Annotated in this window: 18 protein-coding genes (1 of these 18 cut by a window edge); 14 read left to right on the top strand and 4 right to left on the bottom strand. The window is 60.6% G+C overall.

Annotation, left to right across the window (positions count from 1 at the left end; translation table 11 throughout):
* The 5 genes from H4I99_RS20880 to H4I99_RS20900 form a co-directional block, all read left to right on the top strand.
* Window positions 1–525, top strand: the 3' portion of a protein-coding gene (locus tag H4I99_RS20880; RefSeq protein WP_163901574.1) for a phosphoribosylaminoimidazolesuccinocarboxamide synthase. Its footprint begins 426 nt before the window's first position; 525 of the gene's 951 nt are visible here — the last part of the coding sequence; its start codon lies beyond the left edge, outside the window; the stop codon is at window positions 523–525.
* Window positions 526–532: 7 nt separating this feature from the next.
* A complete protein-coding gene (locus tag H4I99_RS20885; protein ID WP_281357668.1) occupies window positions 533–1,201 on the top strand; it encodes a TetR/AcrR family transcriptional regulator in 669 nt (222 codons plus the stop codon).
* A 173-nt stretch (window positions 1,202–1,374) separates the two neighbouring features.
* The gene (locus tag H4I99_RS20890) at window positions 1,375–2,586 is read left to right on the top strand and encodes an efflux RND transporter periplasmic adaptor subunit (RefSeq protein WP_163901576.1); all 1,212 of its coding nucleotides are present in this window, start codon (window positions 1,375–1,377) and stop codon (window positions 2,584–2,586) included.
* A gap of 44 nt (window positions 2,587–2,630) precedes the next feature.
* Complete coding sequence (locus H4I99_RS20895; RefSeq protein ID WP_163901578.1) at window positions 2,631–5,744, top strand: efflux RND transporter permease subunit; 3,114 nt, start codon at window positions 2,631–2,633, stop codon at window positions 5,742–5,744.
* 130 nt (window positions 5,745–5,874) lie between these two features.
* The gene (locus tag H4I99_RS20900; protein ID WP_163905892.1) at window positions 5,875–7,281 is read left to right on the top strand and encodes an efflux transporter outer membrane subunit; all 1,407 of its coding nucleotides are present in this window, start codon (window positions 5,875–5,877) and stop codon (window positions 7,279–7,281) included.
* A 104-nt stretch (window positions 7,282–7,385) separates the two neighbouring features.
* On the opposite strand, the gene H4I99_RS20905 is transcribed toward H4I99_RS20900, so the two are convergent.
* Window positions 7,386–8,219 (bottom strand): MerR family transcriptional regulator, encoded by an 834-nt coding sequence (locus H4I99_RS20905; RefSeq protein WP_163901580.1) that lies wholly within the window; start codon window positions 8,217–8,219, stop codon window positions 7,386–7,388.
* 156 nt (window positions 8,220–8,375) lie between these two features.
* Between H4I99_RS20905 and H4I99_RS20910 the strand changes: the two genes are divergently transcribed.
* The gene (locus H4I99_RS20910) at window positions 8,376–9,662 is read left to right on the top strand and encodes a 4-aminobutyrate--2-oxoglutarate transaminase (protein WP_163901582.1); all 1,287 of its coding nucleotides are present in this window, start codon (window positions 8,376–8,378) and stop codon (window positions 9,660–9,662) included.
* Window positions 9,659–11,143: an NAD-dependent succinate-semialdehyde dehydrogenase gene (locus H4I99_RS20915; protein ID WP_163901584.1), complete on the top strand. Its 1,485-nt coding sequence runs from the start codon at window positions 9,659–9,661 to the stop codon at window positions 11,141–11,143. Before H4I99_RS20910 ends, H4I99_RS20915 begins: the two co-directional genes overlap by 4 nt.
* A gap of 120 nt (window positions 11,144–11,263) precedes the next feature.
* Here H4I99_RS20915 and efp read toward each other — a convergent pair whose 3' ends face one another.
* Window positions 11,264–11,833 carry an elongation factor P gene (efp, locus tag H4I99_RS20920; RefSeq protein ID WP_163901586.1) on the bottom strand — a complete coding sequence of 190 codons (570 nt, stop codon included), beginning with the start codon at window positions 11,831–11,833 and terminating at the stop codon, window positions 11,264–11,266.
* A 141-nt stretch (window positions 11,834–11,974) separates the two neighbouring features.
* Between efp and epmA the strand changes: the two genes are divergently transcribed.
* The 7 genes from epmA (at window position 11,975) to H4I99_RS20955 (ending at window position 20,113) form a co-directional block, all read left to right on the top strand.
* Window positions 11,975–13,039 (top strand): EF-P lysine aminoacylase EpmA, encoded by a 1,065-nt coding sequence (gene epmA, locus H4I99_RS20925; protein WP_163901588.1) that lies wholly within the window; start codon window positions 11,975–11,977, stop codon window positions 13,037–13,039.
* Entirely contained in the window at window positions 13,036–14,097 is a 1,062-nt protein-coding gene (locus tag H4I99_RS20930; RefSeq protein WP_163901590.1) for a lysine-2,3-aminomutase-like protein, read from the top strand. The genes epmA and H4I99_RS20930 overlap by 4 nt, the downstream gene beginning before the upstream one ends.
* A gap of 168 nt (window positions 14,098–14,265) precedes the next feature.
* A complete protein-coding gene (locus tag H4I99_RS20935) occupies window positions 14,266–14,517 on the top strand; it encodes an acyl carrier protein (protein WP_099059314.1) in 252 nt (83 codons plus the stop codon).
* On the top strand, window positions 14,517–15,698 hold the full coding sequence (locus tag H4I99_RS20940; protein ID WP_163901592.1) for an acyl-CoA dehydrogenase family protein: 1,182 nt from the start codon (window positions 14,517–14,519) through the stop codon (window positions 15,696–15,698). The genes H4I99_RS20935 and H4I99_RS20940 overlap by 1 nt, the downstream gene beginning before the upstream one ends.
* Before the next feature lie 5 nt (window positions 15,699–15,703).
* Window positions 15,704–16,612 carry an amino acid--[acyl-carrier-protein] ligase gene (locus tag H4I99_RS20945; protein WP_163901594.1) on the top strand — a complete coding sequence of 303 codons (909 nt, stop codon included), beginning with the start codon at window positions 15,704–15,706 and terminating at the stop codon, window positions 16,610–16,612.
* Between the two features lie 8 nt (window positions 16,613–16,620).
* Window positions 16,621–17,586 (top strand): DUF1839 family protein, encoded by a 966-nt coding sequence (locus H4I99_RS20950; RefSeq protein WP_521705699.1) that lies wholly within the window; start codon window positions 16,621–16,623, stop codon window positions 17,584–17,586.
* Between the two features lie 64 nt (window positions 17,587–17,650).
* Window positions 17,651–20,113: a glycosyl hydrolase 2 galactose-binding domain-containing protein gene (locus tag H4I99_RS20955; protein ID WP_163905896.1), complete on the top strand. Its 2,463-nt coding sequence runs from the start codon at window positions 17,651–17,653 to the stop codon at window positions 20,111–20,113.
* Here the strand turns inward: H4I99_RS20955 and H4I99_RS20960 are convergent.
* Window positions 20,103–21,893, bottom strand: a complete 1,791-nt coding sequence (locus H4I99_RS20960; RefSeq protein WP_244625214.1) for an alpha/beta fold hydrolase — start codon at window positions 21,891–21,893, stop codon at window positions 20,103–20,105. The two genes, H4I99_RS20955 and H4I99_RS20960, sit on opposite strands and share 11 nt — an antisense overlap.
* A 30-nt stretch (window positions 21,894–21,923) precedes the next feature.
* On the bottom strand, window positions 21,924–23,483 hold the full coding sequence (locus H4I99_RS20965) for a lipopolysaccharide biosynthesis protein (protein WP_244625216.1): 1,560 nt from the start codon (window positions 23,481–23,483) through the stop codon (window positions 21,924–21,926).
* Window positions 23,484–23,485 lie beyond the last annotated feature (2 nt).

A 23,485-nucleotide genomic window follows, 5' to 3' on the forward strand; every position in this document is an offset into this window, starting at 1 on the left:
CCGACGAGCAAGGCCTTCGATGGCGGTCATGACGAACCGCTGACACCAGAACAGATCATTTCCGAGGGTCTACTCACCCAGAGCCAGTGGGATACCGTCTCGGCTTATGCGCTCGCGCTTTTCGCTCGCGGCCAGAAACTCGCCGGCGAACGCGGCCTTATCCTCGTCGATACCAAGTATGAATTCGGTACCGATGCGGAAGGCAATATTCTCCTTGCAGATGAAATTCATACACCGGACAGCAGCCGTTATTGGATCGCCGAGAGTTATCCGGCAAGCTTCGAGAGCGGAAAGCGGCCGGAGAGCTTTGACAAGGATTTCGTCCGCGCCTGGGTCGCCGAGCGCTGCGACCCCTACAAGGATGACATCCCGGAGATCCCTAGGGAACTGGTCGAACAGACCTCCAAGGTCTATATTAAGGCATATGAAGCAATCACCGGCGAGACATTCACGCCGGATGATCGCGGAGAAACGCCGCGTGATCGCGTGAAAGATAATCTGGCGGCGTATTTTCCCCGGAGGTGAGGTACCCGTGTCAGAAACAGGTGAGGCTCCCCAATCGACGACGGCCGACCGCTCGGACCTGCCCACCGAGCGACAACCTCGTCGCATGCGCCGACCTGCTGGCGAAACCCGGGAGGATATCCTCAACAAGGCGGAAGAACTCTTCCGGACCCGAGGTTATGCCAACGCCGCCATCGCCGATATCGCACACGCCCTCGGCATGTCTCCCGCCAACGTATTCAAGCATTTTCATTCCAAGGCGAGCTTGGTTGACGCGATCGCCGCGCGTCATATGGAAGTCAAGTTCGCCGGCCTTGCTTCGGTCGATACGAATCGGCCAGCACCCGAGAGGTTGCTTGAACTCGCCCAGCGCCTGATGGCCAGCCACAGACGCGACCTTGAGGAAAATCCCTATATTTTTGAGATGATCCTGTTGACGGCAAAGGACGACCTCCAATGCGGACACCGATATCGCGATATCGTGCGCAATGCTCTCGAAGCGATCATCGTGGACGGGGCTAAAGACGGCGAATTCGCGCCGCAGCGCAGTCGCCGAGCGGCCGACGCCGCCTTTCATGCTCTTGCCTGCGTTCTGCACCCCGTCATGATCGCCAACGAGCAGCCTGACATATTGGCAACACGTTGCGAGGAAGTTGTTCGCCTCATCAATGCTGCGCTGCAAACCACCCTTGATTAGTGACGAATTTTAACTTACGTCACTTCGCGAGACTGCCCGCAATGGCGAGTCCTGTGGCTATCTCGTCACACAAAGCGTCAATGACAAAAATTAACGAGAGTTAATTTCACGGTTGCGCTTGCGTGCTATAGCGATGCGTCATGGACTGCCTAAATCTTGACGTGGAAAAACCCATGAACCGACGCATTCAGCTGACCTCGGCTATCGTTTTGCTCTCCGCTGTTATCTCCGGCTGCAGTGATTCCGGCTCATCAGGTAAGAATGCGGGCGGCGCCGGTACTGAGCGCCCGCCGTCACCTGTCAGCGTCGTCGTGATGAAAAAGGCGGAGTATCCGCTGACAAGTCTTCTGCCGGGACGAGCCGACGCCTTCCAGACTGCGGATATCCGCCCACGCGTCAGCGGCATCATTAAGCAGATCGCCTTCAAGGAAGGCAGCGAAGTCAATGAGGGCGACCTCCTTTACAAGATTGAGGACGATACGTATCGCGCCGAAGTGGCGCAGGCCGAAGCGAGCCTTGCCAAGGCAGAGGCGAGCGTTCCCACTGCTCAGTCGAACCTTGCCCGCTATGAGCGGTTGGTGAATAGCGGCGCAACCCAGATCGAATATGAAAACGCCAAGGTGACTCTGCTGCAGGCCGAGGCGGATGTGGCGCAAGCGAAGGCTGCCCTCAACGCTGCGGAAATCAATCTCGCACTTACAGACATCAAGGCACCCTTCGAGGGCGTCACTAGCGTCTCGGCGTTCTCCATCGGCAACGTGGTCACAGCCAATCAATCTGATAAGCTCACCACATTGCGCCGGCTTGATCCCATTTATATCGTACTGACAGAGTCCAGTGCCAACCTGCTGCGGCTGCGTGAGGCCATTACTGCCGGTCGGGTTAACCAGCCCGGGGGCCAGATTGCCGATATCCGGCTGACCATGGAAGACGGCACCCAATATCCGGTCATTGGCAAGCTCGACATGTCGGAAATGGCCGTCAGCGAGACCACCGGCACTTTTTCTATCCGCGCCGTTTTCGATAATCCCGACAACCTTATCCTGCCCGGCATGTATGTGCGTGCAAGCGTCACGGTAGGCAAGGAAACCGGCTACCTCATTCCCCAGCGTGCAGCAACCCGCAATGCTCGCGGAGAGCTTACCGCCAAGTTCGTCAATGCCCAGAACGTCGTCGAGACGCGCGTGTTCGGACAGAGCAGCGTTTCCGGCAACAACTGGCTGGTGGCCGATGGTATTGCCGATGGCGACAAGTTGATCGTGGACGGCTTCCAATGGATTGGTGACGGCGCGACCGTCGCGCCTGTGGAAGCGACCGTGGATGAAAACGGCTTCGTCGTAGAAGCACCCAAGGCGCCGGAAGCGGCCCCGGCAGCAAAGCCGTGATAGCGCGGCTTTACGGGCAGCAACCAGGCGCAAAGGGATAAAAAATGGCCAAGTTCTTCATCCATCGCCCGATCTTTGCCTGGGTGATCGCGATCGTGATCATGCTGGGCGGCGCTCTGGCGATCTCGACTCTCTCAATTTCACAGTATCCCGAAATTGCGCCGACCACCGTGCGTATCTCCGCGACGTATACCGGCGCGAGCGCCGAGACGGTCGAGAAGTCGGTGACGACGATCATCGAGGACGGCATGACCGGCCTCGATGACCTCACCTACATGACCTCGTCCTCCAGCACCGGCCGGGCGACCGTCACGCTCACATTCGGCAACAGCATCGAACCGGATATCGCCCAGGTACAGGTGCAGAACAAGTTGCAGCTCGTCCAGTCGCAACTTCCTGACGTCGTGCAGACCGCCGGCATCGAGGTAACCCGTTCGACCTCCAGTATTCTTCTCGTCGGCGCGCTGGTTTCAACAGACGCCAAGCGTAAGCCGGTCGAGCTCGGTGATATTTTCTCCACCCAGATTGAAGACCAGATCAAGCGTCTTGAGGGCGTCGGCAGCATTCAGGTTTTCGGCACGGGTTACGCCATGCGTGTCTGGCTCGACCCATTCAAGCTGAATAAGTTCCAGCTCACTCCGACGGATGTCACGACTGCAATTCAGGCTCAGAACACGCAGGTGTCTGTCGGTTCACTTGGCGCCCAGCCTGTGGCTCCCGGGCAGCAGCTCAACGTGACCGTCACGGCGCAGAGCCAGCTCCAGACCGTTTCCGACTTCGAATCGATCATTCTGAAGGTGGAGACCGACGGCGCGACCGTTCGCCTGAGCGACGTGGCGCGTATCGAGATCGGTCAGGAAAGCTATTCGACCAACACCCGCTCAAACCGCAATCCGGCTACCGGCTTCGCCGTCAACCTCGCGACCGGAGCAAATGCTCTCGACACCGCAGCGCGGGTGAAGACTGCGCTGGAAGCCGTGGCTCCGTCGCTGCCGGAAAACGTGGTCATCACCTATCCCTATGACACCACGCCTTTTGTCCAGCTCTCCATCGAGAAGGTGGTGCACACGCTGATAGAAGCGATCGTGCTCGTCTTCTTCGTACTCTTGATCTTCCTGCAGAATCTACGCGCAACCTTCGTGCCGATGATTGCCGTCCCGGTTGTTCTGCTTGGCACCTTCGGCATCCTTGCGATAACGGGCTACTCGATCAATACGCTCACCATGTTTGCCATGGTGCTGGCAATCGGCCTGCTCGTCGATGACGCCATCGTGGTCGTGGAAAACGTCGAGCGCATCATGTCCGAGGAGCACCTGTCGCCGCTTGAAGCCACGGAAAAATCGATGGGCGAAATCACCGGCGCCATCATCGGCATCGCATTGGTGCTCACCGCCGTGTTCATCCCGATGGCCTTCTTCGGCGGCTCAACGGGCATCATCTATCGTCAGTTCTCCATCACTATCGTTTCGGCAATGCTGCTGTCGGCCTTGGTTGCCATCGTGCTGACACCAGCGCTCTGCGCCACCATGCTGAAGCCGGTGGATCACACGAAGCCGAAGCGAGGCCCGGCAGGCTGGTTCAACCGGAACTTCGACCGTACGACCAACGGCTACGTATCGACGATCGGGTACCTCCTGAAACGTCCCATGCGTGTCATGCTGATGTTCGTAATCGTGATTGGCGGCTGCGCCTGGATCTTCACCCGCCTGCCCAGTTCCTTCCTTCCGCAGGAAGATCAGGGCGTGCTCATGACCATCGTCCAGCTCCCGAACGGCGCCACCGAAGCTCGTACGCAGCAAGTCATCAAGAAGATCGAGAACTATTATCTCGATAAGGAAAAAGATGCGGTCAAGGACGTCTTTGCCGTCTCCGGCTTCAGCTTCGTCGGCCAGGGCCAGAACTACGCAATGGTTTTCGCCAAGCTGAAGGACTTCGAAGAACGAAAGAACCCCAACCTGGCCGCATCCGCCATCGTGCGGCGCGCCATGGGCTACTTCTTCACGATCCGGGATGCGCAGGTATTCCCGCTGCAGCCACCGGCTATTCCCGGCCTCGGCAACTCCAGCGGCTTCTCGATGTACATCGTGGATAGCGGCAAGACCGGGACAGACGCACTGACCCAAGCATCCAAGAAGCTTATCGGCCTCGGTAGTTCCAATGCCAAGATAAGTTCCCTGCGCTCCAACAGCCCGGATGCCGAAAGTCAGCTGAAGATCCTGCTCGATCAGGAAAAAATGGGCGCCATGGGTCTCGACCTCGCCTCGGTCAATTCGATGCTGTCGACGATCTTCGCCGGCCGGGATGTAAACGACTTTACGCTGAACAGTGAGCTGAAGCCCGTATATGTACAGGGCGATGCACCCTATCGCATGCAGCCCGACGACCTGACCCACTGGTACGCTCGCAACTCCACCGGCGAGATGGTTCCCTTCTCAGCCTTCAGCCGGGTCGAATGGGTCGGCGGCGCTCCGACACTCGCCCGCTTCAACGGCACCAGCGCTATTTCGCTGGAGGGCGCGGGCGGAGCAGGCGTCAGTTCGGGCGATGCCATGGATGAAATGGAACGGCTGACCGCAAGCCTCGACGGCGGCTACACCGTGGCCTGGCAGGGCATTTCCTATCAGGAACGCCTGTCCGGCTCACAGGCGCCTGCGCTCTATGCCTTGTCGGTCCTGATCGTGTTCCTTTGCCTTGCTGCACTTTATGAAAGCTGGTCCATCCCGTTCTCCGTCATCATGGCGGTGCCGGTCGGCGTGCTTGGCGCTCTTGCTGCAGCTTACTACACCGGGCAGGCGAACGACGTCTACTTCAAGGTTGGCCTGCTAACGACCATCGGCCTCGCGGCAAAGAACGCGATCCTGATCGTGGAATTCGCCAAGGACCGCATGGTCGGTGGCACAAGCCTGGTAGACGCGACGCTGGAAGCTGCACGCCTGCGCCTGCGCCCTATCATCATGACGTCGCTGGCCTTCATCCTCGGCGTCGTGCCGCTTGCCATCGCCACCGGCGCTGGCTCAGCTGCCCAGAACTCCATCGGTATCGGCGTTCTGGGCGGCATGTTGGCGGCCACGGCACTCGGCATTTTCTTCGTGCCGTCGTTCTTTGTGGTCGTCAGGAAACTCACAACCCGTGCAAAACCGAAAGAAGCGCTGTCATGAGGATATGGATATCGTTACGTTAAGAAGATATTTACCATAATTGATTCCTCATGAAACAATAGGCGCAGCGGCAAACAGATGACAATGCGCCTGCCGCGCGACGCAACCGAGCAAAAACTAGGATAGTATGATGGTATCCATACGCGTAGCCGCCCCCCTCGCACTGCTTCTGCTGTCGGGTTGCGTCACTGGCCCGGATCACAAGGCTCCGGAAATGCCCCTCCCCGAGAAATTCGGCGAAGGCGGCTCCAAGAGCACCGGTGACGTTTCTCTCGCTCCCTGGTGGACGGCGTTTAACGACAAGCGGCTCAACGCCTATGTCGATGAAGGTTTGAACCAGAATCTTGACATTCTTCAGGCACTCGAGCGCATCACTGCTGCAGAAGCCAACGTGACGGTTGCCGGCGCAGGCGCCCTGCCGAGCCTGGATGGCAGCGCCAGCGAATCCGTAAGTGGCGCCGATGGAAGCTTCAACAAGCAGGACACGCGATCGACGACAAGCGGCGGCCTTAGCGTATCCTGGCTGCTCGACCTGTTCGGCCAGTACAAGCGCGCGAAGGAAGGCGCACTTGCCGCCGTCGATGGCGCTTATGCCAGCGCCGATGTCGCCAAGCTGTCCTATCTCTCGGATCTGACGACATCATACATCAATGCCCGCTACTATCAGGAGCGCATCGCCATCGCCAAGAAGAACCTGGCATCGCGTCGCGAAACCCTGGAACTCACCAAGCTGCAGCTTGAAGCCGGGGCTGCGTCGCGCCTCGATGTGGTGCAGTCCGAGGGACTGGTGAACTCCACGCTGGCTGACCTGCCCGGCCTGGAAACCAACTTCCGCCAGTCGGCCCATCATATCGCAACCCTGCTCGGCAAGCCGGCCTCCGCACTGGTTTCCGAACTGCAGAAGGGCGCGCCCCAGCCAGTCGCGCGCCGCAGCGTCAATGCCGGCGTCCCAGCCGACCTGATTCGTAACCGCCCCGATATCCGGAGAGCTGAACGCAACCTCGCTTCCGCCGTCGCCGAAATCGGTGTTGCCGAGGCCCAGTTGTATCCGACGATCACGCTGGGCGGCTCGATCACGCCGTCCTACATCTCGACAAAACCGCTGAAGGGTTCCTTTACCTCCTGGTCCTTCGGACCCAGCCTGACACTGCCGATCCTCGATGGCGGACGTCTGAAGGCTAATGTCGATATCGCGGAATCCTCGGCTCGCGAATCCTATCTGGCGTGGAAGTCGACCGTGCTGAAGGCCGTGGAGGAAGTCGAGAACGCACTGGCAGCCGTCAACCGCGATAGCCAGACTGTGGCAGCATTGAATGCAACCGTTCGCTCCTACGAAGAGGCCCTGCAGCTTTCAACTGCCAGCTACCGCGACGGCGCATCCTCGCTGCTCGACGTTCTGGACGCTCAGCGCTCGGTATCGACCGCTCAGGCGAGCCTTGCCCAGGCCGTGCAGCAGATGGCAGCCGACTACGTCTCGCTGAACGTCGCCATCGGCGGCGGCTATGCCTTCGACAGCAAGAAGGCAAAGACCAACTAAGGTCAGCCTTCTGTAAAGCATTGAACCCGGCAACTCCCAGAGTTGCCGGGTTTTTCATTTCCGGTATGTCATTGATCTCCGCGCCAAAGCTTGCCGTGAAGCCATCAGAAAGTGGCGGGCGTATTGATCCAGATAAGCACCGTCTCTCCATCGGACGTATTGTGCCAGGAATGCGGCCTGCGGCTTTCGAAATAAAAGCTGTCGCCGGCATTGAGCTCGAAGAACCGGTCGCCGTCCAGAATGATCTCCAGACTGCCTGATAGCACATGCATGAATTCCTCGCCCTCATGCTGATAGGCGCCTTCGCTCGATGCGCCGGGAGCAAGTTGGAAGCGATTGCATTCCATCTGGTTGCGCCCTTCCGCCAGCACCTGGATCGTCACGCCGGATGAAGTCGTCGGCCATGTCGGCCATTTGCCGTCCCGGATGAGGGATTCCCCGCCATCCCCCTGCTCCTGCCCGCTGAGATTGGCGACTGTCGTCCCGAGATAGCTTGCGACCGTATGCAGCGCCGTAAACGACAGGCCGTATGAAGTACGCTCGAAGGTCGAAAGCTGCGAAACGGATACTCCAGTCGCCTGCGCCACGGCTTCAAGCGTCTTGCCTGCGTCCCGCCGAAGCCGTCGTACCTTCTGCCCGACGGCGATGTCGGAGGTCTCGGTATCGTCCTCATCAAGGATTTCCCCAACCTCGTCCGCCACCGTCGGAGAAACATCTTCGCGAAGACTTTCGCGGATAGCGGCCGGGTTCAGACCCTTTTCGCTGCGAAGCCATGCAATCGTCTTCAAGCGCTCGACAAGCGCAAGGTCATAGAGCCGCTGACCCGAAGGCGTCCGGACTGGCTGGATCAGCTCCTGTGTTTCCCAAAGTCTGAGCGTCGAAGCGGAAACCCCCGCCATCCTGGCGGCTTCGGCAATCTTGAAGTGGACGTCATCCATAGAGGCCGGTCCCTGTCAGCACGTTGTCATTGCCATGCGTGATAAATGCGTCAAACCATATTGCAAGTCTACAGAAAAAATGTAGGAAATATGCAACCTCGCGATCGAAAATAAGCCCGACGCCGAAGGTCAACTGCTACCAAAGGGAATCCGAGAATGAAAAACTCCGAAATCGCAGCTCGCAAGGACGCGGCCATTTCCCGTGGCGTCGGCATGACGACGCAGATCTATGCCGCCAAGGCAGAGAATGCGGAAATCTGGGATGTCGAAGGCAATCGCTATATCGACTTCGCAGGCGGTATCGCCGTTCTCAACACCGGTCATCGCCATCCCAAGGTCATCGAGGCCGTAAAGAAGCAGCTTGATGCCTTCACCCATACCTGCCACCAGGTCATGCCGTACGAAAACTACGTCGCCCTGGCCGAGCGCCTGAATAAGCTCGTTCCGATTCCCGGCCCGAAGAAAACAATCTTCACCACCACGGGTGCCGAAGCCGTCGAAAACGCCGTAAAGATCGCCCGCGCCGCCACCGGCCGCAACGCTGTTATCGCGTTTACCGGCGCTTTCCACGGCCGTACCTTCATGGGCATGACACTGACCGGCAAGGTCGTTCCCTACAAGGTCGGCTTTGGCCAGATGATGGGCGACGTATTCCACGTTCCCTTCCCGATCGAGATGCACGGCATCAGCGTCGAGGAATCGCTCGATGTTCTCGACAAGCTGTTCAAGGCCGACGTCGACCCGAAGCGCGTCGCCGCCATTATTCTCGAGCCGATCCAGGGCGAAGGCGGCTTCTATGAAGTTCCGCGCGCCCTGATGAAGGCCGTTCGCCAGATCTGCGATGAACACGGGATGCTGATGATCGCGGACGAAGTCCAGACCGGCTTTGCCCGAACCGGCAAGCTGTTCGCGATGGAGCACCATGACGTTTCTCCGGATCTCGTCACAATGGCCAAGAGCCTTGCCGGCGGCTTCCCGCTTTCGGCCGTCACCGGTCGCGCCGAACTGATGGACGTTCCCGGCCCCGGCGGTCTCGGTGGTACCTATGCCGGCAACCCGCTGGCGATTGCCGCCTCGCACGCCGTTCTCGATGTCATCGAGGAAGAGAAGCTGTGCGACCGCGCCAACCAGCTCGGCAGCCGCCTGAAGCAACGCCTCGAAGGCCTGCGCGCCGACATTCCGCAGATCTCCGACATCCGCGGCCCCGGTTTCATGGTTGCCGTCGAATTCGGCCATCCCGGCTCGATCAAGCCGGATGCGGACTTCACCAACGCCGTTCGCCTGAAGGCTCTGGAAAAGGGCCTGGTTCTCCTGACTTGCGGCGTCTACGGGAATGTCATCCGCTTCCTGTCCCCGATCACCATTCAGGACGAAGTCTTCAACGAAGCTCTCGATATCATCGAAACCTCTCTCCGCGAATGCGCAGCAAAGGCCAAGTCATGACCGTCTCGACCCTTCTCACATCGAAACTGAAGGACGCGTCGCTCGTCACCGACAAGACGCTCGTTGGCACCGAATGGGTGTCCGCGAGCGAAAGCGGCAAGACCTTCGAAGTCACCAACCCCTCAACGGGCGAAGTCATCGCCACCTTGCCGGATCTAGGCAAGGTGGAAGTCGCCCGCGCCATCGACGCGGCCTACATCGCGCAAAAGGCATGGGCGAAGAAGACCGGCAAGGAGCGCGCAGCAGTCCTTCGCAAGCTCTTCGACCTTATGGTTGCCAATGCCGATGACCTCGCCACCATCCTGACCATGGAAATGGGCAAGCCATGGCCGGAAGCCCGCGGCGAAATTCTCTATGGTGCGTCCTATGTCGAATGGTTCGGCGAGGAAGCCAAGCGCGTCTATGGCGACACGATCCCCGGTCATCAGGCCGACAAGCGGATCATCGTGATCAAGCAGCCGGTCGGCGTCGTCGGCGCGATCACGCCGTGGAACTTCCCGAACGCCATGCTTGCCCGCAAGATGGCTCCGGCCATCGCAGTCGGTTGCGCTATGGTGTCGAAACCGGCGGCCCAGACGCCGCTTTCGGCTCTCGCGCTCGCCATCCTTGCCGAGCGTGCGGGCGTACCGGCCGGCGTGTTTTCGGTGCTGACTTCCACCGATGCGGCCATGGTCGGCCAGGAGCTCTGCGCAAACGACAAGGTGCGCAAGCTCACCTTCACCGGCTCGACCAATGTCGGCAAGATCCTGATGCGTCAGGGCGCGGACCAGATCCTCAAGCTCGGCCTCGAACTCGGCGGCAATGCTCCGTTCATCGTCTTCGACGATGCCGATCTCGATGCGGCCGTCGAAGGCGCGATGATCTCCAAGTACCGCAACGCCGGCCAGACCTGCGTCTGCGCCAACCGTCTCTACGTTCAGGCCAACGTCTATGACGCCTTTGCGAAGAAACTTGCGGAACGCGTCGGCAAGATGAAGGTCGGCGACGGCTTTGCCGAAGGCGTCACAACCGGCCCGCTCATCGACAAGAACGCCCTGAAGAAGGTTGAGGAACACGTCGCCGACGCCGTTTCCAAGGGCGCCAAGGTCGAACTCGGTGGTAAGCCGGCCCCCCAAGGCGGCCTGTTCTTCGAACCGACCATCCTGACCGGCGTTACCCCGGACATGCGGGTCTCCACCGAGGAAACCTTCGGCCCGGTCGCACCGCTCTTCAAGTTCGAAACCGAAGAGCAGGTCATCGAACTCGCCAACAACACCGAGTTCGGTCTTGCCTCCTACTTCTATTCGAAGGACGTGGCGAAGATCTTCCGGGTCGCCGAAGCGCTGGAATACGGCATGGTCGGCATCAACACCGGCCTGATTTCCACCGAGACCGCCCCCTTCGGCGGCATCAAGCAGTCCGGCCTCGGTCGCGAAGGCTCCAAATACGGGATCGATGACTATACCGAGATCAAGTACATGTGCCTCGGCGGCATCGAATAAGCTGCAGTACCTATCCTGAAACGAAGATCCCCGGCTTTGACCGGGGATCTTTGTATTCCCCATAACAAAAGCCCGCCACCATCGGCACCGGGCTTTTCGATATCCGGATCGAGCGGAAGATCAGTTCTTCGCACGCTCAACGTAGGAGTTGTCTTCGGTCGCGATGACGACGCGGGTGCCGGCGTCGATATGCGGCGGCACCAGAGTGCGGATGCCGTTCGAAAGGATTGCCGGCTTGTAGGAGGACGAAGCGGTCTGGCCTTTGACGACCGGTTCGGTCTCGACGATCTCGAGCGTGACGTGACGCGGCAGTTCGACGGAAAGCGGAATGCCTTCATGGATCGACAGGACGCAGGTCATGCCTTCCTGCAGATAGGCCTTCATGTCGCCCATGGTCTCCGCGTCGACGACGACCTGATCATAGCTTTCCGGGTTCATGAAGTGGAAGCCTTCGCCGTCCTCGTAGAGGAACTGGAAGTTCAGGTCTTCAACGAAAGCGCGCTCGACCTGCTCGGTCGTGCGCCAGCGTTCGGAAACCTTCACGCCATCGACGATACGGCGCATATCGACCTGGGTAACCGGCGTACCCTTGCCCGGATGGAAATTCTGGGCGGTAAGCACGACGTAGAGCTTGCCGTCAACCTCGAGGACGTTGCCCTTGCGGACGGAAGAAGCGATGATCTTGACCATGGGAATTCCTTGTATCTGCCTGTGAGCCATCGTAAAGGACGACCCGCCGTCCGTATGACGTCATCAAATTTCTTGGGCGCAACTAACCTAAAATCGGCGAAATAGCCAGCCCGTGTTGCAACAAGGACAGAGAAAGCCTGAATGACCGATCGCAGACCCGCCTCTCCCTCCTGGTGGATGCCCTCGATCCATGCGGATCGCAGGCCCTTCCTGCTTGGGCGGAACGCGATCCAGGCGGCGTTGCGCGGTTATTTCGCCACTCGCGATTTCATCGAGGTCGATACCGCAACTCTGCAGGTTTCTCCCGGCAACGAGGCACATTTGCATGCCTTTTTCACCGAGGCGATCGGCAATGACGGCGAGGCGGCACCGCTTTACCTGCACACCTCGCCCGAATTCGCCTGCAAGAAGCTGCTTGCGGCGGGAGAACAACGGATCGCGTGCTTTGCCCATGTCTACCGCAATCGCGAACGCGGACCGCTGCATCATCCCGAATTCACCATGCTGGAATGGTATCGGGCCGGCGAGAGCTATGAACGGCTGATGGCAGATTGTGCTGAGATCCTCCGACTCGCGGCCGAAACCACGAAAACCAGCCGCTTCGCCTTCCGCAACGGCGAATGCGATCCCTTTGCCGAGCCGGAAAGACTGTCGGTCGCGAGAGCCTTCGAGCGCCACGCCGGGATCGACCTTCTCTCCTCCGTGGAGCCAAATGGCGCAACCGATCGTGACCGCCTTGCCGCCGAGCTTAAGCAGGCCGGAATCCGCATTGCCGACGACGATACCTGGGCCGACCTCTTCAGCCGCGTCATCGTGGAGAAGGTGGAGCCGCATCTCGGCTTCGGCCGCGCCACCATTCTCGATGAATATCCGATTGCCGAAGCCGCCCTTGCACGTCCGTCCGCCCGCGACCCGCGCGTTGCCGAGCGCTTCGAGCTCTATGCCTGCGGCGTCGAACTCGCCAACGCTTTCGGGGAACTCACGGATGCAGCCGAACAGCGCTCGCGCTTCCAGGGGGAGATGGCGGAAAAGCAGCGCATCTACGGCGAGACCTATCCGCTGGACGAGGATTTTCTCGATGCGCTGGCGGTCATGCCGGAAGCCTCCGGCATCGCACTCGGTTTCGACCGTCTCGTGATGCTGGCAACCGGCGCGCTGAGGATCGAACAGGTCATGTGGGCTCCCGTCGCGGAGGTTACCCGTTGAGCGCAAGCACCCTGCGCACCATCGATGATCTCGTCGCCTCGGGACTCCTGCCGACGTCCGGCACCACCGGCATTCGACAGGTCGCGGAACGCTACGCCGTCGCGCTCACGCCGACGGTCGCCGGGCTGATCGACCGGACGGATCCTGCAGACCCGATAGCCGCCCAGTTCGTGCCAACACCCGCCGAACTGGTGGAAGCCGAAGGAGAGCGGGACGATCCGATCGGTGATCACGTCTACACTCCTGTCGAGGGCATCGTTCACCGTTATCCCGACCGGGTTCTTCTGAAGGCCGTGCATGTCTGTCCGGTCTACTGTCGTTTCTGTTTCCGCCGCGAAATGGTGGGACCGCAGGGCGACGGCAACCTGAGCTCGGAGAAGCTCGCAGCCGCACTCGACTATATCCGCAGCCATGACGCGATCTGGGAAGTGATCCTAACCGGCGGCGACCCGCTGGTCATGTCGCCCCGCCGACTCCGTGCCATCATGGTCGAGCTTGCCTCAATGGCCCATGTGAAGATCGTCCGCATTCACAGCCGCGTGCCGGTCGTCGATCCCGACAGCATCACCAACGAGATGATCGACGCGCTGAAAGCTGGAGAGAAGACGGTCTATCTTGCGCTCCACGCCAATCATCCGCGCGAGATGACAAAGGCAGCGCGGAATGCCTGCGGACGGCTTGTCGATGCGGGCATCATGATGGTCAGCCAGTCCGTGCTGCTGCGCGGCATCAACGACGATGCCGCGATCCTTGCCGAACTGATGCGTGCTTTCGTCGAAGCTCGGGTAAAGCCTTATTATTTGCATCATCCCGACATGGCGCCCGGAACAGGACACTTCCGCCTCACCATCGCCGAGGGGCAGGCCATCATGCGCGAGCTTCGCGCCCGGGTCTCCGGCCTCTGCATTCCGGCCTATATTCTCGACCTGCCGGGTGGTTACGGCAAGGTCGCAGTCGGCGAAGGCGCCATCCACGAAACGAATGAAGGCACTTACGAAATACTGGACCGAAACGGGACAAGTCATCGCTACCCCGGAACGACGATCACGGAATCGTGAGGACAAATATCCCGCCCAAGAAGGCATTTCCCGCGTATCCCTCACGATACGCGCAAATTGACGGGAAGCAATCACCTTTGTTTAACTACGCGACTTAGCGGAATCTTATGCCTTCCCGCAGTAGAAATCTCTCCGAAATGGAAATTCATCTACATGAAGGGGAGAAACATGAACGAAACAATTCGTTCTCTGCTGGCCAAGGTTGGTGGACTGTCAACATCCGTCGAGGCGATTTCCGATGAGGCCGATCTTTACGCCGCCGGTCTTTCTTCTTTCGCCTCCGTGCAGCTGATGCTCGGCCTTGAAGAGGCCTTCGATCTGGAATTCCCGGACCATCTGCTCAACCGCAAATCCTTCGCCAGCATCGCCGCTATCGAGACCACTCTCTCGACGATCCTGGAAGACAGAAAGGTCGCATAATGGACCTCTCGGCAAGATCTATCGACAAGAGCCTGAAAAGCAGGGTGACACGCGTGGCGGCGGTAGCCGCGGCCTATGCGGACGAAGTCGACAAGGCGGGTCGCTTCCCGCGCGAGGCGATCGACGCCATGAAAGCCGAACGGCTGATGGGCATCATGATCCCGGTCGAGTACGGTGGCGAGGGGCTCTCCCACGCCGAGATCGCAGAGACCTGCACCCTGCTGGCGCAGTCCTGCGCGTCGAGCGCGATGATCTTCGCCATGCACCAGATCAAGACATCGAGCCTCGTCTCCCACGGGGGAGAGGCCGAATGGCACCGCGGCTTCATGCGCCGCGTCGTCGCCGAACAGCTTTTGCTCGGCTCCGCAACCACGGAAGCAGGCATCGGCGGCAACATGCGCAACAGCATCTGCGCCATCGAGGTCAAGGACGGCGTCTGCCGCCTGGAGAAGGACGCGACCGTCATCTCCTACGGTGCCGATTCCGACGCGATCCTCATTACCTCCCGCAGCCACAAGGATGCGGCGTCCACCGATCAGGTGATGACCGTCTTCACAAGGGACCAGTACACGCTCGAACACACCCAGACCTGGGATACGCTCGGCATGCGCGGCACCTGCTCCGACGGCTTCATCTTCCGCGGGGAAGCGCCGGCCGAACAGATCCTGCCGCTGCCTTTCGCTGAAATCGCCGCGCAGTCGATGCTGGCGAACGCCCATCTTCTGTGGAGCGCGCTCTGGTATGGCATTGCCGTCGATGCTTTCGCCCGCGCCCAGAACTTCGTCCGCGCCGCCGCCCGCAAGGCGCCGGGCACACAGCCTCCGGGCCTCGTGCAGCTTGCGGAAATGTCGAGCCAGCTGCAGGTGATCCGCGCCAACATCGTGACCGGCCTTGAAACCTTCGAAACCGCGCGCAAGGATTCCGACCGGCTGTCCTCGATGGGCTTCGCTGTTGCGATGAACAACGTCAAGATTGCCTCTTCCGAGATGATCCTGCCGGTCATCAACCAGGCCATGCGGATCTGCGGCATCATGGGCTACAAGAACGGTACGCCCTATAGTCTCGGTCGCCATCTGCGCGACGCTCACTCGGCGGAACTGATGATCTCCAACGATCGCATTCTCGCCAACACCTCCACCATGCTGCTCGTTCACAAGCAGGAAACCGGATTGCTGGGGTAAGAACCATGGATATGCAGGTAAGCTTTCTCGACCGCCTCTTCGAAAGCGGTCTCCTGATCGAAACCGGCGTCGAAGGACTCTATGGCCGCAGCGGCCGCTTCGAGGACGTGATCGCCGCGTTCGAACGCCTCATCGACCGCTACGGCGCTGCCGACGGCGCGGAAGCGATCCGCTTTCCGCCCGGCATGAACCGCGCCTTTTTCGAAAAAAGCGGCTACATGAAGAGCTTCCCGCAGCTTGCGGGCACGGTCCACAGCTTCTGCGGCTGCGAACTGGATCACGTCAGCCTCCTGAAATGCATGGATGAGGGCAACGATTGGACGGCCGAGCAAAAGGCGACCGACATCGTACTGACGCCCGCCGCCTGCTATCCGCTCTATCCGACCGTCGCCAAGCGCGGCAACCTGCCGGAAGCCGGCGGTCTATACGACCTGCAGTCGTATTGCTTCCGCCATGAGCCGTCGAACGATCCGGCCCGTCAGCAGCTTTTCCGCATGCGCGAATATGTCCGCATGGGTACGCAGGCCGACGTCACCGAGTTCCGCCAGACCTGGATGGACCGCGGCGTCAAGATGATGGCCGAGGTCGAACTCCCGGTCGAAATCGACGTGGCCAACGATCCCTTCTTCGGCCGCGCCGGCAAGATGCTAGCCAACAACCAGCGCGACCAAAACCTGAAGTTCGAACTGCTGATCCCGATCACATCAGTCGCCAAGCCCACCGCTTGCATGAGCTTCAACTACCATCAGGATGCCTTCGGCACGAAATGGGGCCTCAATCTTGCGGACGGAGCCGTCGCGCACACGGCCTGCGTCGGCTTCGGCCTCGAGCGCATCGCGCTTGCGCTCTTCCATCACCATGGCCTCGACACCGAGGCATGGCCGGCATCGGTCCGCGCAGCACTCTGGGGCTGAGCCGACAGATGAACGCAGTTTTTCCCGGCATCGAGCCGGCCACATACGTAGCCCATGCCCTGCATGCGAGCGACCGGATGTGGCCGGAAACCAACTGCTATGTCGACCTCTGGATCGAGGTGCTGGCAAGCCATCACGTCGCGCCTGAAGCCATGCTGGGCTTCACCCTGACGCAGGATTTCGAAGGCGACCAGTTCACCTTCTTCAAGGTGCCACTGGAGGATCTAGAGGAACTCTATGGCATCCGCGTCACGGAACTGGCGATCTTCGACAGCGTCCAGGCCCATGTCACGGAACAGATCCGGCGCGGCCGCATCTGTCTCGTAGAGATGGACAGCTTCTACATGCCCGACACCCGTGGCGTCGGCTACCGGCAGGACCATGGCAAGACGACGGTCGCGATCAACCGGCTCGACATGGCCGGCCGATCCATGGACTATTTCCACAACGGCGGCTTCTTCCGTGTCGACGGCGAGGACTTCGACGGCCTTTTCCAGCTGAACGCCCCGGAAGGCACCCTGCCCTTCCTGCCTTACACGGAATTCGCCAAGTTTCCGGCAAAACCGGTTCCCCGCGAACACAAGCGCACGGTCGCCGCAAAACTGCTCCGCCGTCACTACGACCGCCGGCCTCACGCCAACCCGATTGCGGCCTTTGCTGCCGTCTTCCCGGCGCAGGTTGAAGCGATCGCGGAACGTCCGTCCGGCTATTTCCACAAATACGCCTTCAACACGCTCCGCCAGTTCGGCGCCAATTTCGAGCTTCTGGCAAGCCATCTCACCTGGCTTTCCGGGGAAAGCTACGTTCCGGTCGTCGAGCAGGCGCTGAGGATTTCGGAAGTGGCGAAATCGGTGCAGTTCCAGCTTGCCCGCGCCGTAACCCGGAAGAAGTTCGACCCCCTTGTTTCGGCCCTCGACCCGGCCGCCGAAGCCTGGGACAGAATGATGGGTGAACTTGGCAAGACGCTTTCCTGACGTCACGATCCGGCCTAAGGACAAGAACCGGCTGCAATTTCGCGGGGGCTGACAGATGACCGGCATGACGACCTATCTCGGCGCTGAGGAGCGGCCGCTCGAAAACGGCTGGACGATGCTCGTCACCGAGGCGGGTCGCTATGCCACCGCGCGCGACGTGCATCGGCCGGCGGCGCGCATTCCCGCACCGGTTCCCGGAACCGTCGCCTCTGCGCTTGCCGGCGCCGGTCTCTTCGATCCCGAAAAGCCCCACTCGCTCCATGACAAGGACGCCTGGTATTTCCGCTCCCTGGAAGGTGAGGAGCCGGGACCGGCCGTGCTGCGGTTCGCCGGCCTTGCGACCATTGCAGAGATCTATCTGAACGGCGAGATCAGGCTCTCCTCCTCAAGCATGTATCAGGCGCACGACCTCGAACTTGTCCTGACAGGCAAGGACGAAATCGCCATATGCTTCCGCGCGCTGGAAGGTGAACTTGCCCGACGTGGCCCCCGCGCCCGCTGGCGTCCCGGCCTGATGGACAATCAGGGTCTCAGGCTCGTCCGGACCACGCCGCTCGGGCGCATGCCCGGCTGGTGCCCGGAAATTCACCCTGTCGGCCCCTTTCGCCCGATCAGCCTGATCAGGACGGAAAGTGACGGGATCAAGGATCTCTCGATCCGCAGCAGCCTTGCGGAAGACGGAACGGGAAGCCTCTTGGTTTCGCTGATCCTGCCGGAAGACGCCAAAGACCTTCGCCTCGGCTGCGATGGCCGGGAAACGGCATTCACTCTCACCGCTGCGGGACGCTGGCAAGCGAAGCTTTCCCTGCCCGAGGTGCAACCCTGGTGGCCACGTACCCACGGCGAACCGAAGCTGCATGACATAACCCTCGACATCGACGGCAAGCGCCATTCGCTCGGCCTCACCGGCTTCAGGCGGATCGAGATCGACCGTGAAACCGACGGACAGGATTTCGCTCTTTTCGTCAACGGCACGCGTATCTTCTGCCGCGGCGCCGTCTGGACCAATGCCGATATCCTTCGCCTGCCCGGCGCGGCGGAGGATTACGCTCCATGGCTTGCAAAGGCGGCCGAGGCGAACATGAACATGATCCGCATCGGCGGCACCATGAGCTATGAGAGCGCCGATTTCTTCCGCCTCTGCGACCGGCTCGGCATCCTGGTCTGGCAGGACCTGATGTTCGCGAATTTCGACTATCCCGTTGCAGACGAAGCTTTCCTCGCTTCGATTGACACCGAAATCCGGCAATTGCTGTCGGCAACACAGGTGTCGCCATCGCTCGCCGTCGTCTGCGGTGGCAGCGAGGTCTACCAGCAGGCCGCCATGCTGGGCCTGCCGGAACGGATCTGGAAAACGCCGTTTTTCGCGGAAGTCCTTGCTCGTATCGTTTCCGATGCACGGCCAAGCGTTGCCTATGTCGAGAACGCGCCTTCCGGCGGGGCCATGCCCTTCTCGCCGAACTCAGGCGTCACCCATTATTACGGCGTCGGCGCCTATTGCCGCCCGCTGGAGGATGCCCGTCGCGCCGGCGTGCGTTTCGCCGCAGAGAGCCTCGCCTTCGCCAATGTGCCCGAACAGGAAACCCTCGACCGGCACCTTCCGGTCGCACCCGTTCATGATCCCCGCTGGAAGGCGTGTGTGCCGCGCGACCGTGGGGCATCCTGGGATTTCGAGGATGTCCGCGACCACTATCTCGGCGATCTCTACGGCTTAGACCCCGCCCGCCTGCGCCGCGAGGATGCCGGCCGTTATCTCGATTTCTCCCGCGCCGCCGTCGCCGAGATCGTAGCAGAGACCTATGCCGAATGGCGCAGGCCGAAATCGACCTGTAACGGCGCACTTGTCTGGACCCTGCAGGATCTGCAGCCCGGCGCCGGCTGGGGCGTCATCGATTCTACCGGCAAGCCCAAGTCCGTCTGGCATGCCCTGAAGCGAGCCTTTCGCCCATTGCAGGTCGCATTGACCGATGAAGGCACCAACGGCCTCGACGTTCATCTTCTCAACGACACCACAGCCGCAAGGGAAATCGTCGTCGAGGTCGCTTGCCTTCGGGAAGGTGTACAGCCCGTCGTCAGCGGCAAGCGCGAGATGGTACTTGCGCCCCATTCCGGGGAAACGATCGCCTGCACCGATCTGTTCGGCGCTTTCTTCGATACCACCTATGCCTTCCGTTTCGGCCCGCCGTCCCATGACATAACCGTCGCACGCCTTCTGGATGGTGAAACGGGTGCCGTACTCGCGGAAGCCTTTCATTTCCCGCAGGGCCGTAAGACCGCCCTTCACCCGGCAGAATTGACACTTACCCTGCACGAGACCGATGAAGGCTGGATGCTTGAGATATCCACGAGCGCCTTCGCCCAGTCCGTCCATATCGCGACAGAGACCCACGACGCGGAGGAAAACTGGTTCCATCTTGCACCGGGTACAAGCCGACGCATCCGCCTTCGCCCGACGGGCGCGTCCGAGGAAGGCAAGCCGGCGGGAACAGTCTCCCACCTCGGCTCGCAGCGCCGTTTCAGTTTTTGAGAACCGCCATGTCCTGTACCGCGCGAAGATAGGCTTCGCGTGCGGCAACCGGCGTGAGATTGTGATCCGCATCCGGCAGGATCGTCATCCGGACATTGGAATAACGGGAAAGGCCGCGCCCACCCTCGCCGAAATGCTCGGCGAGATGCACAAGGCCGACATCGTCTTCGCTGTAGATCAAGCCGATCGCGGCATCGCGATCCTGCAACGCCTGGAACTCGCCAACAATCTGGGAGTGCAGCGAACCGCTGCCTGAAAAGCGGTTGAGAACCGGCAGCAGATAACGCTTCAGCCGGCGCGCGACGGCCCGCACCATGTTCGTTGCCGCCCCCACGACATCAACCTCCCCCTTCGCCAGACGACGGAATGTCTCGAGCTTCAGCATCCGGCTGCGATATTCGTGAAGTTGGCGCGGGGCGGAATGGATGACCACATCGACATCGAGCGCCGGATCCCACTGGAATGCATAGGGATTGGCGATCACCGCGCCCTGAAGCCGCGTATCGGCGACGACGCTGCGAAATCCGAGATAGCTGCCGCTGCAACGACCGCAGATGACCGCCGGCAACAGTTCGCTTTTTTCAAGAAAATCGACAGCGGCCGCGACATCATCGAGCTGCGAGGGATTGTAGAGGATCTGCTCCGGCCCACCCGGCACCGGCGGACTGTCGCCGACATTGGCGGCATCGAACCGCAGCGACGCGATCCCCTCGCCCGCAAGCCGCCTCGCCATCTCGACACCGGATCGTCCCCAGCCGGCATGTCGGTCATAGGCCGTTCCGAGAATGATCGTCGTCGCCCCCTTCCGCTCACCGAGCGGCCGGCAGAGGACGCCATACAGCCTGCCGCTGTTGCCGAAGGTTACCGGCAGTTCCCGGAACTCAGGACCACGCAACTCGTTCGGCACGCCGACAGTCGATGATACACGGTTTTCGATGGCAGGCTGAAGACCCGGCAAACCTGAAACCCACGACACCAGCTTCTCGCCAACGCTCTCCGGCATGACCGAAATCAGCGGGTTGGAAACGAACGCATCATAGCCGGTATAATTGACCTCAAAAACATCGGCGCCATCGCGCCGGAGCGTCTCGGCAAGTTCCCTGTCTCCCGGCCGGTCCGGGCGGAACGCAACAAAAGCTTTACGAACGGCGGCGCGCGCCACCGAGATCTTGCGGATATCAGCTGCAATTGCCTCCGGCATGCGCAGCCCGGCTATCGAGACCTGATCGCGAATGCGGTCCTTTTCCGGTATGCCGAGCCCTTCATCCACCATGCGCGACCAGATCTGCAATTCCCTGAGATAGGCACGTCCCGAAGTTACGGGCGCAAGGCAGGCAATGCCCGTGACGTCACCCAGCCGCTCCAGCACCCGCAGAGCAAGCATGGAGCCAAGCCCGTGACTCACGACGGCAATGGTTTTGCAGCCGGACAGGGTCCGCAACTGCGCCGTAGCCTCGACGATATCGTTTTCCCAGAGAGCGAGCCCGGAAGGCGACCCATCTGCAATGTCCAACGCGTCACCGGTTCCTGAATAGTCGAAGCGAAGACTGGCGATGCCGCTTGCGGAAAGCGCATCGGCAAGCACCCTCCAGAACTTGTGAACGCAAAGCTCTTCCAGCCCCCACGGGCTGACGAACAGCACTGCGAGATCGTGGGCCGGGGCGGCCGACGGCATGAAAAGGCCAACCTTACCGGAGAACGTCAACGGCCGCGCCGCCGACACGACCGGCTTCAGGGCAGGTCCTGGGTTTTCCATTGGTAACTTCGACAAGGCGTTCATGGCTCCCCCTTCACCGCGCGCAACCTCGCGTCAGTTACTCCCCTCGAAGACACGCGGCTTGGCGACAAGAAGACCGAGCAGCCTGTTGGCCAGCGCTGCTGCCGGTCCGGGCAGACGCACCACAATGGTTTCGATCGCCGCGAGATCTTCCGCCGGAATGGCGCCGAACAGCCTGAGAGCGGCAACATAGACGAGCGCACCACAGCCGATCGACAGAACGAGGCCCGCCAAGCCCGGAACGACGTGGAGTACGCCATAGGCAGCACCTGCGCAGAACGTTGCAGCAATCGTCACTTTAACGAGTGTCACATACATGCCGCGCAGCGATCCCACGAACTCCAACTGGCGCAGCGTCAGGATCGCCATGACCAGGAAAACGACGAAGCGGACGGATGCTGCTCCCTCGCCGGAGAATTCCGGTACTACCAGCAAGGCCCCGCCAACCATGATGACAGCCCCGATGAAGCATATGACGAGGCGCGCACGTACCCGGTCGAGCGACAGCAGATATTGAGAGCAGACAAGTCCGAAGACATAGATCGGCGTCACCAGAGCGAGAACGGTAAGCATTGGGCCACTTTCCGAAAAGGCTTCGCCGAACACGGTCGTCACCAGACGCGGCGCGATAACGGCAAGACCGAAGCTCATCGGCAAGGTGATGTAGGACAGGCTGCGGACGACGCTCTCAAAAACCTCGACCGGCAGGCGCCCATGACCGTTGGCGTGAATCTTCTCCGAATAATAGGGGACGAGGCTGCCGGTCAGCTGGACGGGCAATTGCAGGGCGAGGTTGGCGAGCGACAACGCCGCCGCATAATAACCCACCATCTCGACGCCGTGGGAGCGTTCGAGGAAGTAGATTTCGACGCGAGTTAGAAAGATCGACTCGATGATGTACTGCACCGAAAGCATGGCCGACGACGTCACCAGATAGCGTGGCGCGACACCGCAGAGATCGGCCGGGCTACGGAGCAGGCCGAGAGAATAGAAGAACTGGACAATGAAACCGAGGATATAGCCGCAGAGCGCTCCGGGTATGCCGAAGAAGATCGCGCCAAGCAGAACGCCCGCAAACTGCAATGTACCTGCCACAACCGATATGCGGAAGAAGGCAGCAACGTTCTGCTCCCCCAGCATCACGTTCTTGGTGAAGGAACCGATAGACTGCACGAACAGCAGGACACCGGTAAAGATCAGGACGACGGGCGTATTCGTGGCCCAGTGTTCGTGTTCCGCAAGCCAGTAAATGCCGCCGTAGAGTATGGTGATGGCAATGGTCGCAAGGACGACCGGGCGAAGCAGATAGACCGCAAATCCACGTCGGGCGTCATCACCATACCCTTGCGCGCGAAGCTGGGGAAGTAACCGGAGAAGGGTAATGCCGGTACCGAGTTCGGCGATGAGCGCCGCCGTGGCGGCAAGCCAGAGCGAGAATGCGATGATGCCGTTGGCTTCCGGCCCGAGAAGACGCGCAGTGATGATGGAGCAGACAAATCCGATCATCAGCAGGGACATGCCTGCGGCAGCATTCAGAGCTGAGTTTGCGACGATCCGCTTTACCATCTTGCCTCTATCCAGGCCCTGCTTCATGC

The sequence above is a fragment of the Paenirhizobium daejeonense genome, from assembly GCF_014280875.1.
Lineage (GTDB): Bacteria > Pseudomonadota > Alphaproteobacteria > Rhizobiales > Rhizobiaceae > Allorhizobium > Allorhizobium daejeonense.

Excerpts from the sequence above, each read along its gene's own strand:
- H4I99_RS20950 (WP_521705699.1), top strand. The coding sequence starts at position 16,621 with ATGAACGCAGTTTTTCCCGGCATCGAGCCGGCCACATACGTAGCCCAT.
- H4I99_RS20915 (WP_163901584.1), top strand. The coding sequence starts at position 9,659 with ATGACCGTCTCGACCCTTCTCACATCGAAACTGAAGGACGCGTCGCTC.
- H4I99_RS20935 (WP_099059314.1), top strand. The coding sequence starts at position 14,266 with ATGAACGAAACAATTCGTTCTCTGCTGGCCAAGGTTGGTGGACTGTCA.
- efp (WP_163901586.1), bottom strand. The coding sequence starts at position 11,833 with ATGGTCAAGATCATCGCTTCTTCCGTCCGCAAGGGCAACGTCCTCGAG.
- H4I99_RS20945 (WP_163901594.1), top strand. The coding sequence starts at position 15,704 with ATGGATATGCAGGTAAGCTTTCTCGACCGCCTCTTCGAAAGCGGTCTC.
- H4I99_RS20965 (WP_244625216.1), bottom strand. The coding sequence starts at position 23,483 with ATGAAGCAGGGCCTGGATAGAGGCAAGATGGTAAAGCGGATCGTCGCA.
- H4I99_RS20955 (WP_163905896.1), top strand. The coding sequence starts at position 17,651 with ATGACGACCTATCTCGGCGCTGAGGAGCGGCCGCTCGAAAACGGCTGG.
- H4I99_RS20890 (WP_163901576.1), top strand. The coding sequence starts at position 1,375 with ATGAACCGACGCATTCAGCTGACCTCGGCTATCGTTTTGCTCTCCGCT.
- epmA (WP_163901588.1), top strand. The coding sequence starts at position 11,975 with ATGACCGATCGCAGACCCGCCTCTCCCTCCTGGTGGATGCCCTCGATC.
- H4I99_RS20940 (WP_163901592.1), top strand. The coding sequence starts at position 14,517 with ATGGACCTCTCGGCAAGATCTATCGACAAGAGCCTGAAAAGCAGGGTG.
- H4I99_RS20895 (WP_163901578.1), top strand. The coding sequence starts at position 2,631 with ATGGCCAAGTTCTTCATCCATCGCCCGATCTTTGCCTGGGTGATCGCG.
- H4I99_RS20900 (WP_163905892.1), top strand. The coding sequence starts at position 5,875 with ATGGTATCCATACGCGTAGCCGCCCCCCTCGCACTGCTTCTGCTGTCG.
- H4I99_RS20960 (WP_244625214.1), bottom strand. The coding sequence starts at position 21,893 with ATGAACGCCTTGTCGAAGTTACCAATGGAAAACCCAGGACCTGCCCTG.
- H4I99_RS20910 (WP_163901582.1), top strand. The coding sequence starts at position 8,376 with ATGAAAAACTCCGAAATCGCAGCTCGCAAGGACGCGGCCATTTCCCGT.
- H4I99_RS20905 (WP_163901580.1), bottom strand. The coding sequence starts at position 8,219 with ATGGATGACGTCCACTTCAAGATTGCCGAAGCCGCCAGGATGGCGGGG.